Genomic DNA, 14199 nt, shown 5'->3' with positions numbered 1-14199 from the left:
TTTCAATGATTTCTATTATCATTCATTATTATATCATGTTCTTACACAAAATCATTTAAGGCAGTAGCATCAAAGAGGAATCCGATAATTTTGATATTGCTATTTTAATTTTCTCGTGCTAAAATAGAAATATGATAAAAAGAAAACTTCTTGAAGATATAAGAAAACATCTCACAAAGCCAGAGATTACTCTTATTATTGGTCCAAGGCAGGCAGGAAAAACAACCATAATGAAAACTCTTGAAGAGGAATTAAAAAAAAGTGGTGAGAAAACTCTTTATCTTAATCTTGATATTGAGTATGACAAAGAGCATTTTCATTCTCAGTTATCACTTCTTAGACGTATTGAGCTTGAGTTTGGGAAAAACAAAGGATATGTTTTTATTGATGAAATTCAGAAAAAGGAAAATGCAGGTTTGTTTCTTAAAGGCATATATGATATAGGACTTCCTTATAAATTTATTGTTTCAGGTTCTGGAAGTGTTGAATTGAAAGAGAGGATTCATGAGTCTTTGACAGGCAGAAAAAGAGTTTTTGAGCTTTTAACATTGAGTTTTGAAGAGTTTATTAACTATAAAACAGGCTATAAATATGAAGAAAAACTTCCAGAGTATTTTGCAATAGAGAAATCAAAGTCTTTTGTCTTGTTTGATGAATACTTGAATTTCGGAGGCTATCCAAGAGTTGTTCTTGAAGAAGAACTGTCTGAAAAGCTAAATTTAATTAATGAAATTTATCAAAGTTACATTGAAAGGGATATTTACTATTTACTTAAAATTCAAAAACTGCCTGAATTTAGCAAACTTATTAAAATTCTCGCTGACTCAGTAGGCAAAACAATAAATCTAAGTGAAATATCAACAACCATAGGAGTTTCATTAAAAACGCTGAAAGATTATCTCTGGTATCTTGAGAAAACCTTTATAGTTTCAAAAATTACACCCTTTTTTAGAAACCTTAGAAAAGAATTAACTAAATCTCCTGTTTACTACTTTTATGACCTTGGATTGAAAAACTTCTCCATAGGAGAATTTGGCAAAGTAAGAGATTATAGCTTTCTTTTTCAGAACTTTGTTTATTTAGCTTTGCTTGAAAAAGTTAAGGATACCGCTTTTCAGATTCACTTCTGGAGAACAAAGGACAAAGCAGAGATAGATTTTATTATTGATACAGGAGTTTCGTTGATACCATTGGAAGTAAAATACAAGAACTTAAAAAATCCCGAAATAACCCGTGCACTAAGAAGCTTTATTGAAAGATACAGTCCCCCCCAGGCTCTGATTGTCAATCTCTCTCTTTATGAAAAAAGCCAAATAAATGGCACTGAGGTGATAACAATTCCTTTTTATAAACTTATTGATTATAGTTTCAAGTAGTTATATAAGACTGTTCAATTACTAACTGTCATTTCAAACACCCGCAATGAGTGCAAGGAATCTGACCCGAACGGGTCACCGTAGAAAGGAGGAGATTCCTCGTAGCTAACGCTCCTCAGAATGACAAGAAAAAAGAGGAATGACAGTTGGAGGCTCAGTTTATAACTTAGGAGATATTAACTGCCAGCCTCAAACTTATTTCATAATACAAATATGATAACAACTAAAACATCTTGAATTTGTCAAAAAACTATGATAAAATTTGCATAAAAATGAATCCATTATATTTAATACCCTACACTGAACCAATTCCTGCACCTGCAGAAATTTTTATTATTCTTGAACAACTTTTTTTCCTCATACATATTATTATCATTAACTCAATTGTTGGACTAAGCCTGATAATTCTTTATCAATGGGATAAAAAACAAGATTTTTTTATAATAAACAAACCTCTGGCTAAAAAAATACCCATTCTTTTTGCTCTTGGAATAAATATGGCTATTCCTACGCTGCTTTTTCTTCAGGTTGTCTTCGGGCATCTTTTCTACACGAGTTCAATACTCATGGGAACTTTCTGGATTTTAATCATACCTTTTTTAATTATTGCCTACTATAGTTCTTATTTTCATTACAAAAAATTTGAAGTTTCAGGTTTTGCAAAGTATGCTTTGATTATTATGATTATCATAATTTTTTATATTGCCTTCATACTTGTAAATAATCTGTCCATGATGGAAATGCCTGAAAGGTGGGAAACTTATTTTTCAAATAGAAGTGGAACTATACTACTTTGGAATGTGGCAAGCATCTATCCAAGATTTTTACATTTCCTAATAGCTTCAATAGCAGTAGGTGGCATTGCATATAGCCTTTACTTTAGGAAAAACTCTGAAGATAAAGTTAGAGAGGGCTTAAAAATCTTTGCCTATGCCACAATGTTTCAGATTGCTATTGGTTTCTGGTTTATTTTAAGCCTCCCACAGAACATTATGCAGAAATATATTGGAGGAGATTTATTTGCAACAGTTGTGTTTATTTTGAGTATTATTACTGCATTCTTGTCTATTTTTATCGCCCTCAAGGCTAATCTTAAAGGCAGTGTGCTACTTGTGTTCTTTACTTTAGTTTTTATGGTTATAAACAGATATAACTTAAGAGTCTTTCATTTAGGTGAAAATTTTAATATCTCTCAGCTAAAGCTCTCACCCCAGTGGGATGTATTTACCATATTCTTAGTTATACTGCTTTTAGGGATAGCTGTCATTTCCTATATGCTCAAAATTACTTTCTCAAAAACAAAAGAGGCTAAGAAATGAATTATCCTGTATGGGAACTTTACTACTTTAATTCAGGCACTTTAGTTGCAATAATTGCAGTGTTTCATGTATTTATTTCTCACTTTGCCGTTGGCGGTGGAATATTTCTTTGGCTTACAGACCTTAAAAGTGTTCGGGAAGGCAATATATCACTAAGACAGTATGTCCGTAAACATGTTTGGTTTTTCTTATTACTTACAATGGTTTTTGGTGGTGTAACAGGTGTTGGGATATGGTTTATAATAGCTCTTTCAAGTCCCTGGGCTACTTCTCTTCTTATTCATACCTTTGTATTTGCATGGGCAATTGAGTGGGTGTTTTTTATTGTAGAAATTGTTTCTTTACTTATTTATCACTACAAGTTTGAAACACTCTCAGATAAAAATCGCTTAAGAATTGCCTTTATATACGCTGCTTCAGCATGGCTAAGTCTCTTTGTAATCAATGGTATCATTACATTTATGCTTACTCCTGGACAATGGCTTAGAACACATAGTTTCTGGGATGGATTTTTTAATCCAACTAATCTCCCAGGACTTGTATTTAGAACCGCAATTTGCATAATGTTTGCAGGACTATTCGGATTTGTTACTGCAGTATTTGAAAAAGAAGATAAGCTGAGGCAGGAATTCCTTAGATACTGTGTAAAATGGCTTTATATTCCTCTGCCTTTTCTTATTATTTCAGGACTCTGGTATTTCTACTCCATTCCTGAAAATGCAAGACTTACAAACTTCATGCTTAACAAACAGACAGCTAATGCGGTAAATGTATTTATAACAGCCTCAGTGATACTTTATCTTTTAAGTTTAATTTTAGTTTTTAGAGCATCAAAGTTGCTACATAGAATTGCTGTTTTTATTCTTCTTTTGGTGGGGCTTTTATGGATGGCAGGATTTGAATACATGAGAGAGTATGCAAGAAAACCATATGTAATCTATGGATATATGTATTCGCCATCAATAATGGTAGCTGATGAAAAAAAGCTAAACAAGGAAGGATTCCTCAAAAATGCTAAATGGACTACTATCAGAGAAGTCACAGAGGAAAATAAACTAATTGCAGGAAGAGAGTTATTTAATCTTCAATGCCTTAGTTGCCACACAATAAAAGGAGTTAAAAATGATATAGTTGAAAAAACAAAGGGTCTCACATATTTAGGGGTAATTTCACAGCTTTATGGACAGGGTAAAATTCTTGACTATATGCCCAAATTCATCGGTAATGAAACAGAAATGAAAGCTTTGGCAACATTTATTGTTAGCCTTCATGGAGATAAAGAGACAAAATTAACAGAGTTTAAACCCAAAAAAGAGGATATTGCCATACCACCTTTTGATAGTCAAAAAGATGAATATGTGCTTCTTGCATGGAGCAGTCTTGGTGAGAAATGTGTTACTGATTCAGACAAATGGTTTTCCTTTCTTTATCCTGGCTCTTCTTTTCAAGCAATACTTATAAAAAGAGGGAAAAAACCAGAGATTATCTCTGAAGGAGTAGAGATTCACTATGAAGTTCAGAAAGGATACGAAAACCCATCAATGCATTCAGATTTCTGGAAGTATTCCCAATCTCTTAAAGGTAAAAAGATACCTGAAAATGTTGGACTTACTGGCAAAGCTCTTAAAGGAGTCTTTGAATATGATAAGGACAAAAAAATATTCTCTGCTGAAGGCATACCAGTTCTGCCTTACAGAGATGATGGGGTATTTAATCCTTATCCTATATTTGAAATAAAGGCAGTTGAAAAAGCAACTGGTAAAATTCTTCAGACTACAAAGTTTGTTGCACCTGTCTCAACAGAATTAAAATGTTTTGAGTGTCACGGAGGAAAACCAAGATGGAGAGGTATTTCAGGAATCTCTGATGAAACAGCAATAAATATTTTAAGGGTTCATGACAGAAATAATGGAACAAAACTTCTTGAATCTGCCCTTAAAGGTAAACCTCAGATGTGCCAGAAATGTCATGAGGACTTTATTGTGAAATCAGAGGGAGTAAAGGGACATAACAGCTTTTCAGCATCTATGCATGGCTGGCATGCTAACTACATTCCATGGAAAGACGAAAGAGCCTGCAACCTATGCCATCCTAATGATGCAAAAGGTAATACAAGATGCAACAGAGATATACATGCAAAATTAGGAATCGGATGCACCCAATGTCATGGAAAACTTGATGAACATGCCTCCTCTATACTTCTTTCCCAGCAGGGAACAAGAACATCTAAATTATTGCTTAGAAACCTTAAGCCTGAAACACTAATATCCGAAATAACGCAGAGGAAATCATGGATTCAACAACCAGATTGTCTCAACTGCCATGTAGGATTCCAGAAACCCAAAGAAAATGTTAAAGCTTTCAATAAATGGACTATTGATGTGTCAGAACTTTATAGAAATAAAAAGGATAACACAGGAAAAATTCCTTGCATAGCCTGCCATAGTTCTCCCCATGCAACCTATCCATCATTCAATGAGTATGGCAAAAACAGAGATAATATTCAGCCTATACAGTATCAGAGAACTCCTATGCCAATATCTTCTGAGATGAAATGTGAGGTATGTCATAGAGTTAAAATGCAAGGAAACTATCACCATGCAAACATGATTAGAGCCTTCAGAAATAAAAAAGCTTTACCACAATAGATAATTTTTTGGTAAAATGAAAATTAAAATTATTCTAATTTGGAGGATAAATTATGCCTATCTTAAACAAGGAAGTTGATATTGTAAGAGGTGATACTCTATATGATGATGGAACACATAAATTTATATGGCTTGGATGGGAAGAGCATGAAGAAGAAGGGCTTGTTCAGGTTAATCAGTATTTAATAGAAAATAAAGGAGTTGGTGTCATTCTTGATCCTGGAGGAGTTCATGTTTTCCCAAGAGTTGTTGCCAATGTTTCAAGATATGTAGACCTTGAAAGGATAGAGCATCTATTTTTCTCCCATCAGGACCCTGATGTGTCTTCAGGTGTTGCCCTCTGGCTCAGTGTTACAAATGCAAAAGTTTACATATCAAAATGGTGGGTAAGATTCCTTCCTCATTATGGGATTTTTGATATGAATAAAATTGTTCCAATAGAAGAAGGCGGAGGCAGAATTAGTCTTCCAACTGGAGACTATCTTGAGATAATTCCTGCCCACTTCCTTCATTCTGTAGCAAACTTTCATGTCTATGATCCTCGTTCAAAAATTTTGTTTACAGGAGACCTCGGTGCAGCCATATTTCCTAAAGGTCATAGATATACTTATGTTGAAGACTTTGACAGTCATCTTAAACTTATGAAAGGATTCCATCGTAGATACCTTGCTTCAAATAGTGTAGTAAGAAAATATCTTGAAAGGGTATCAAAGCTTGACATCAATATAATTGCACCACAGCATGGAGCTATCATCTATAAAAAAGAACACATTCAGAAATTTTTTAATTGGCTAAGTGGTTTAAGATGTGGTGTAGACATTGCAGATGAATTTTACAGATAGGAGGAGGCTATAATGTTTTTTAGAAAAAAGAAAATTAGTTCTGACAGCAAAAAAATGGTTGATATAAATCTTTCTCTCATTAAAACTCTATCTTCGGGAATAATAAAATCAAATCTTGTAGGTTCAACAATCTCAAATACAATGGGACTGATTGACTCTAACTTTACAAGAATAAAAGATGAAGTATCCTCAATAGCAACTGCCATGGAAGAGATAGACACAACTATAAGAGACATGTCTAAGAGTGTTGCTTCAATTAATGAAGAAGTTAAGGAAATGGTGATTCAGAATGAAGCAATGGATCAAGAATTAGAAAAGAGAGTAAGGGACATAGAAGCTCATAATAGCAAAATTATTGAGGTTGTCACCAATATAAAAGACCTGGGACATGCTACAGAGAATATTGGTAATGTTGTAACAGCTATTTCAGATGTGGCAGACCAAACCAATCTTCTTGCTCTTAATGCCTCAATTGAAGCAGCAAGGGTTGGTGAAGCTGGAAGAGGTTTTGCAGTTGTAGCTGATGAGATAAGAAAACTTTCTCAGAAAACAGAAGCCTTAACAAAAGATATAGGTAAAATTCTTGGTGATCTTAAAGACCGTGTTATCTCTGCAGTAGGAGAGGTTGAAAAAATAAGAGAACTCTTTTCAAGTATAGAGGAGGACATAAAAAATATAAGACAATCCTTTGAAAAAACAAAAACCATGTCAGATACAGTTGGTGATGCGGTAAACACTCTTTCAACTGCTATTGAAGAACAAAGTCAGGTTTTAACAGACGTTTCAAAAAGAATTACAAATACTGCATCTATGCTTAATGAAACCTATAAGGTTTTCTCTACAGTGATTAAAGTTAATGATGAAATTTCCAAGCTGACAAAGTTTTAATATGTCAGAAAATGTTTTATATTTTGCTCTATGTCCTCACTGTACAGAAGAAGAATTAGTTAAATGGGGTGAAATTGCTAATAAAATCTCAAAGATTATAAAAAAAGAAATCAGACTTAAAAGATTTAGTGATTTTTCAGAAATATGTTTTAATGAGCAAAGTTATGATTTTTACTATGCTAATCCAGATACTACCATTACCCTTATTGAAAAAGGCTATGCAGTACTAAGTAAACTCAAAAATAAAAATGAAAGTTTATGTAGTATATTTTCACAATCTTACTTTTCTGAAAAAGATATAATCAGGGTAGCTTTAATAAATCAGAAATATTTTTTTCTTCCTCTATTGTTCCATAAGAAAGAATATAAGAAATTTCATATTCTTTTTGTAAAAAGCTATGATGAAGTTATTAATCTTGTCAGACAACAGCAAGCTGACATAGGTTTTATTTATACTCAAATTTCAGAAAGACTAAAGGACGACAGAGCATTAATTTTTTCAAATGATTTTTGCTTTCCTATTTCTCATTTTATACTTATGAATTCTTCTATGGAAAATTTTAGAAATGAACTGCTTTCTATTGAAGATTTTGAAAAAGTGTCTTCTGAAGAAATTGAAAATTTAAAAAGTCTGTATAATCAGCTTGATATAATGCTTCAGGATTGGGCTCATCATGATATTTCAGAAGCTTTAATCTCTTCACCAAATATTGGTGTCCTTATTTATCATGAAAAAATAGCATTTTGCAATGACTATATGAGAACTTTGCTGGGATATTCAGAGAATGAACTTTATAATATGAGCATTACTGATATAGTTTATTCCGAAGATAGAGAAAAAGTTATTGATAGTATCAAAAAAAGACTGAAAGGTGAAAAATTCTCAAGAATATATGATATCCGTTTTCAGAAAAAAGATGGCTCTGTAATATTTGTTGAATGTCTTGCCAATACCATACTTTTTAGAGGTCTTTACTCAGGGTTCTTAGTTTTTTATGACATTACTTCAAAAAAATATGCGGAAAAATTCAAAGAAATTCTGATGGAAATAAATAAAATAATCACCCAATCACTAACTGAAGAAGAGATATATAGCAGAATCTGTAAAACTCTTGTGGAAAAATTGAATTTAAAACTTGCATGGATAGGTATATTAGATAAGCAAAACAACAGAATTATTCCTGAATATTCTTATGCTGATGATAGAAGCATTTTAGATAATTTTGATTACGGAATGCTAAATAGTTTACTTGATAGTGCATCAGTCAAAGGTGAAATTGTTATAAACTCGGAATCAGAAGAATATACTAAAACAGGCTTCAGGTCATCATGTATAATTCCTTTCTTTAAATATGGCAAAGTAGTTTCATTTCTAAATATTTATTCAGAGTTTCCACAATTTTTTAATGAAATAAACCTGGATATACTGAAAGAGATTCAACATGATATTGCTTTTGCTCTTGAAAGAGTTGAAAGGATAAGACATAACACCATCATTGCAGAAGCACTTAAAAATTCTGATACATGGATACTTGTTACAGATGAAAATGGGAATATTATCTATGTCAATGAAGCTGTTGAAAGAATTAGTGGATACAGCAAAGAGGAACTCATCGGAAAAAATCCGAGAATATTTAAATCAGGACTTAATCCTCCAGAGTTTTATAAAGAACTGTGGGATACTATTCTTTCTGGTAAAATTTTTAATGCAATTACACCGAACAGAAAAAAAGATGGAGAAATTTTCCATGTAGATTTAAAAATTATTCCAGTAAAACTTCCTGGTAATATTCTTAGATTTGTTGCTGTTGCAAGAGACGTAACTGAAAAAATCAGACTTTCTGAAAGAGTGCAAAGACTTCAAAACTATGATGCTCTTACAGGTCTTCTTAATATGAATGGATTTACAGTAAATGTATCTCAAAAATTAAATGAAACTGATGTTTTTGGATTGCTTATTCTTATAGATATCTATGATATGACTTATATAAACAAAATTCACGGCATTCATGCCGGTGACCAGATTTTAATACAGTTTGCAGAGAAAATAAAAAAATCTTTTGAAAATACTGATTCTATAGCAAGGATAGCTGCTGATAGCTTTGGAATTTATCTAATTGCAGAAACCACTGATGATATATACAAAGCTTACTCTAAATTATATGAATTAAATAACTCTGTTTTTAATATAGATAATAAAATTATCTCCATAAATATTAATGCAGCGATCTTAAAATTATCTCCATAAATATTAATGCAGCGATCTCTATTTTCCCAAAGGATGGAAAAAGTTTTAAAACCCTTTATGAAAGAGCTGATATTACCTTACAGCAAACTAAAAAAGCAGGGTCTGGGATAATTCAGTTTTTTGATGCTGCGATTGAAAAAGAAGCTGAAAAACTATGGGAAGTTTTTAATTTAATTAAAAAAGCCTCAGAAGAAAAACTGTTTACCTTTTATTATCAACCATACTTTTATACCAAAACTTTAAAAATTGCAGGATTTGAAGCTCTTGTGAGGATTATTGATAGAGATGGAAAACTGTATACTCCTGATTTCTTTATTGACTATTTAGAAAATAGTCAATATCTAAGCAGTTTTGAAAATTGGGCAATCAATGAAGTCACTGAAAAAATAAAAAAGTGGGGTACAAATATTTCTCTTAATATTTCAGGAAAAACTTTTAGTAATCCAATTCTTATACCTATTCTGTCAGAAATTACATCGGAAATAAGAAATAAACTTACAATAGAAATTACAGAAAGAATTTTTATTAATAATCCCGAGTATACAATGCAAATTCTTTCTGATATAAAACGAATGAAAAATCCACCCAAAATTGCTATAGATGATTTTGGAACAGGTTATTCATCAATGAGTTATCTTAGAGATTTACCCATTGATATTGTAAAAATAGACAAAAGTTTTATCAAAGATATGGTTGAGGATAAAAAAAGTCTTGCAATTGTTGAAACAATAATAGGTCTTGCTAAAAAACTTGAAAAAATGACTTTAGCAGAGGGAGTTGAAACAGAAAAAGAGTTTACGATTTTAAAAACAATGGACTGCGACTTTGTTCAAGGATTTTTATTTTCAAAGCCTCTTCCAGAAAAAAAGATTGCAGTTTGATTGCATAAAAGAGTTTCCCTTTGTTTTAATTAAGGTATGAATCTTCTCTATTTTGAAAAACCAACAAGATACATTAACAAAGAAATTAATTCTGTAATAAAAGAAGACAAAAATCTTATAAAATTTGCCCTCTGCTTTCCTGATATTTATGAAATAGGAATGTCCCATCTTGGTCTTAAAATTCTTTATCATATTCTCAATAAAATTCACGATGTTTATGCAGAAAGAGTATTTTCGCCTTGGATTGATTTACAGGAATATATGAAAAATAAAAGATTGCCTCTCTATTCCCTTGAGACAAAAACTCCTCTTAAAGATTTTGATATAGTTGGATTTAGCCTTCAGTATGAGCTTTCCTATCCATCTGTGCTTAATATGCTCAGCCTTGCCCAAATTCCTTTACTTTGGCAGGAAAGATTAAATGAAAAACAGCCACTTATAATTGCAGGAGGTCCATGTGTTTCCAATCCGCTTCCTATGTCTAAATTCATAGATGCTTTTTTAATTGGGGAAGGAGAAGAAGCAGTTATTGAACTAATTAATCTATATCGGGAATGGAAGATTTCTCAGGGTAGAAAAGAAGAGTTGCTCAACAGAATAAGTCAGATTGAAGGTTTTTATGTCCCCTACATGGGTAAAAAAACTGTAAGGAGAAGATTTATAAAAAATATAAATAATGCTGAATTCCCAACATCGCCCATACTGCCCTATATGAAGATAGTCCATGACAGAGTATCCATTGAAGTCTCCCGCGGATGTCCCTCTGGATGCAGGTTCTGCCAAGCTGGCATGATTTACAGACCCCTTCGTATAAGAACTCCTGAAAAAATTTTAGAAATCGCAAAAAAATCAGTTGAATGCACAGGCTATGAAGAGATTTCTCTTCTTTCTTTTAGCATCGGACATTATCCCTATCTTATGGAGTTAATAGATATTCTAAATAAAAATTTTTCCAATCAGGGAGTTGCAATTTCGCTCCCTTCAATAAGGGCAGACAAAGTTAGTAAAGAACTGCTTCAGAAAATAAAACTTACAAGAAAAACAGGCTTTACTATTGCTCCAGAAGCTGCAACAGAAAGGCTTAGATGTGTAATAAACAAAAATATCTCCAATGAAGACATTGAAAAAGCCTGCGCACTCCTTTTTGAAGAGGGCTGGCTTGGTATAAAACTATATTTTATGATAGGGCTGCCCACCGAGACTGATGAAGATATTGAGGAAATTGTTACCTTAGCAAGAAAAATCATAAAATTAGCCAGAGTTTATACTAAAAAATTCGTTGATATAAATGTTACTGTCTCTCCATTTATTCCAAAGCCTCATACTCCATTTCAGTGGCTTGCACAGATTCCCTTTGATGAAATAAAGAAAAAGCTTGACTTCATAAGAAATGCTTTTCATAAAAGTAGAATTCACTATAAAGGGCACAATCCAAATATGAGCCTTCTTGAAGCTGCAATTGCACGAGGAGATGAAAAGGTTGGTGAAGTCATATATGAGGCATGGCAAAAGGGAGAAGCTTTATCATCATGGACAGATCTTTTTGATTTTCAGAGATGGCTCTCTGCAATGGAGCAGACAGGAGTTGACCTGTTTTCTTATGCAACAAAAAATTACCCAATTTTTCAGTCTCTTCCGTGGGATTTTATAGATACAGGAGTTAAAAGAGAGTTTCTTGTAAGAGAGTTTGAAAGGGCTTTTAAAACTCAAAAAAGCAATGAATGCACAATTACATGCGAAGCCTGTGGACTAAGTTGCCAATTAAAAGAAGGAAAACCTCAGATTAAATATGAAAAGAGTTTTAATTATTCAGAATCTGAGCAAAAAATTTCTCCTGAAAACAAAATCACGATAGTCCGATTCTGCCACACTAAGTTGGGAGCAATGAAATATCTTTCTCAGCTTGAACTGAGCAATCTCCTTACAAGAGCCTTAAGAATGGCAAAAATTCCTTTTGTGCTTTCAAAAGGATTTCATCCAAAGCCAGAAATATCTTTCTGCCCTTCTCTGCCTGTTGGAATTGAAAGTGAGGCAGAATATTTTGATCTAAAAATTTATGGAGACTTCAAATCTGAATACTTAGAGAGATTAAACAAAGTTTTTCCTGAGGGCTTAAGAATAATATCTGCTAAGGTAATAGACCCTCAAACTCCTTCTTTGAATGCCTTTGTGCAAAGATATAAATATCTAATAAATTATCCAAAGACATTAAAGATTGAAATTAAGGATATGGAAAATAAAGAAATAAGAAGAAATGAAAAGACTTATATGCTTAAAGATTTCATTGAGGAAATTCAGATTTATGATGATGAACTATGTATAATAGTTAAAGATAGTGAAGCTAAGGCAAGAATAACTGAGATTGTTGAAGCTCTTACAGGCATCTCAGCAAAGGAGTTGAATATTAAAAGAATACAAATGTATGGCTATAAAGGAGGCTTAGTAGAACCTTGAGCAATGAACTTTTAATTAATGTAACAAGACAGGAGTGCCGTGTTGCCCTACTTGAGGGAGGACAGGTTGTTGAATTTTATATTGAAAGAAAAGGAGATTCAAGCTATGTAGGAAATATCTATAAAGGAAAAGTCGTTAAGGTTTTAAAAGGTATGCAGGCTTGTTTTGTTGACATAGGACTGGATAAAGCTGCTTTTCTTTATGTAGATGATATAAAGGGTGGAATTAAAGAACTTTATCCATTTCTGGAAGGAGACGAAGAAACAGAGATTATCCCAAAATTTGAGGAACTTTCAAAAAGTCGCAAACCTGAAGAAATTAAACTTGACTTTAAAGATATTTCTATAGAAGAGCTTGTTCAGGAAGGGCAGGAAATACTTGTTCAGGTTGCAAAAGATCCAATGGGAACAAAAGGAGCAAGGGTTACATCAAGAATAACTCTACCTGGAAGATATGTTGTTCTTATGCCAGGCATGGAACATATTGGTGTGTCAAGAAAAATAGAAGATGAAGAAAAGAGAAAAGAATTAAAAGAACTTGCAGCAAAAATTAAGCCACCAGGATTTGGTTTAATTATGAGAACAGTGAGTGAGGATGCTACAGAGGAGGAAATTCAGAAAGATATTGATTTCCTTTTTCTTTTATGGGACAATATTCAAAAAAAGAAAGATAAAACCCACGCACCTTCTCTTATTCATAGTGAGTTTGACCTTGTTTTAAGAAGCCTGAGAGATTTTATGAGTCAAAATGTAGACAGGATGATAATTGACAGTTACATTGAATGGCAAAGACTCAAAGAATTTGCACAGGTTTATTTTCCCAGAATTGCTGATAAAATAGAACTCTATGAAGGTGAAGAGCCAATTTTTGATGCTTTCGGTATAGAAGTTGACCTTGATAGAGCTCTGGAGCGTAAAGTATGGTTAAAATCTGGAGGATATATTGTAATTGACCAAACAGAAGCAATGACTGTTATAGATGTAAATACAGGCAAATTTGTTGGCAAAGAAAATCTTGAAGATACTATCTTGAGAACAAACCTTGAAGCAGTTAAAGAAATAGCCTATCAAATCAGACTCAGAAATCTTGGAGGAATTATATTAATTGATTTTATAGATATGGAAAAAGAAGAAAACAAACAAAAAATTATAAATGCCATGACCGAGGTAATGAAAAAAGACCGAGCAAAAACAACAATTTATAATATCACAGAACTCGGAATAGTTCAGATGACAAGAAAAAGAACCCGAGAAAGTCTTGAACACATTTTATGTGATAGCTGTCCATACTGTGAAGGTAAAGGAAGAGTAAAAAGCATAAGAAGTGTAGCCTATGAAATTTTGAGAAAACTTAAATTTATGACAGTTCCTCAGGGAGCAGAATTGACTGTAGTTGCAAATCCTTCTGTAGCTGACCTTTTAACAGATGAAGAAAGAGACTCAATAGAAGAGATTGAAAATATAAAAAAAATAAGAATCACAATAAAAAAAGATTCTATGCTACATCAAGAAAACTACTCTCTTCACAAAAACATTTCATAGAA

General features: G+C 32.6%; 9 protein-coding genes. All 9 read left to right on the top strand.

Going from position 1 to position 14199, the window contains the following annotated elements:
- Window positions 1-131: 131 nt before the first annotated feature.
- The 9 genes from THEYE_RS00875 to THEYE_RS00835 all read left to right on the top strand — a co-directional run bounded on the left by THEYE_RS00875 (window position 132) and on the right by THEYE_RS00835 (window position 14197).
- Window positions 132-1376, top strand: coding sequence for an ATP-binding protein (locus THEYE_RS00875; RefSeq protein ID WP_012545078.1), 1245 nt, complete (start codon window positions 132-134; stop codon window positions 1374-1376).
- Between the two features lie 272 nt (window positions 1377-1648).
- Window positions 1649-2695, top strand: a complete 1047-nt coding sequence (locus tag THEYE_RS00870) for a hypothetical protein (RefSeq protein ID WP_012546213.1) — start codon at window positions 1649-1651, stop codon at window positions 2693-2695.
- Window positions 2692-5343: a cytochrome c family protein gene (locus THEYE_RS00865; protein ID WP_012545860.1), complete on the top strand. Its 2652-nt coding sequence runs from the start codon at window positions 2692-2694 to the stop codon at window positions 5341-5343. The genes THEYE_RS00870 and THEYE_RS00865 overlap by 4 nt, the downstream gene beginning before the upstream one ends.
- A 53-nt stretch (window positions 5344-5396) precedes the next feature.
- Complete coding sequence (locus tag THEYE_RS00860; protein WP_012546717.1) at window positions 5397-6185, top strand: oxygen-binding di-iron domain-containing protein; 789 nt, start codon at window positions 5397-5399, stop codon at window positions 6183-6185.
- Between the two features lie 12 nt (window positions 6186-6197).
- A complete protein-coding gene (locus tag THEYE_RS00855; RefSeq protein ID WP_012545130.1) occupies window positions 6198-7073 on the top strand; it encodes a methyl-accepting chemotaxis protein in 876 nt (291 codons plus the stop codon).
- A 1-nt stretch (window position 7074) separates the two neighbouring features.
- Window positions 7075-9321, top strand: coding sequence for a PAS domain S-box protein (locus THEYE_RS00850; RefSeq protein WP_164924796.1), 2247 nt, complete (start codon window positions 7075-7077; stop codon window positions 9319-9321).
- The gene (locus THEYE_RS00845) at window positions 9309-10202 is read left to right on the top strand and encodes an EAL domain-containing protein (RefSeq protein ID WP_164924880.1); all 894 of its coding nucleotides are present in this window, start codon (window positions 9309-9311) and stop codon (window positions 10200-10202) included. The genes THEYE_RS00850 and THEYE_RS00845 overlap by 13 nt, the downstream gene beginning before the upstream one ends.
- Before the next feature lie 36 nt (window positions 10203-10238).
- Window positions 10239-12656: a TIGR03960 family B12-binding radical SAM protein gene (locus tag THEYE_RS00840; RefSeq protein ID WP_012545608.1), complete on the top strand. Its 2418-nt coding sequence runs from the start codon at window positions 10239-10241 to the stop codon at window positions 12654-12656.
- On the top strand, window positions 12653-14197 hold the full coding sequence (locus tag THEYE_RS00835) for an Rne/Rng family ribonuclease (RefSeq protein WP_012546353.1): 1545 nt from the start codon (window positions 12653-12655) through the stop codon (window positions 14195-14197). Before THEYE_RS00840 ends, THEYE_RS00835 begins: the two co-directional genes overlap by 4 nt.
- Window positions 14198-14199: the final 2 nt, after the last annotated feature.

The sequence above is a fragment of the Thermodesulfovibrio yellowstonii DSM 11347 genome (assembly GCF_000020985.1).
Taxonomy (GTDB): Bacteria; Nitrospirota; Thermodesulfovibrionia; order Thermodesulfovibrionales; family Thermodesulfovibrionaceae; genus Thermodesulfovibrio; species Thermodesulfovibrio yellowstonii.
The sequence above is the reverse complement of the archived record's forward strand: the minus strand, read 5'-3'. Positions and strand labels throughout refer to the sequence as shown.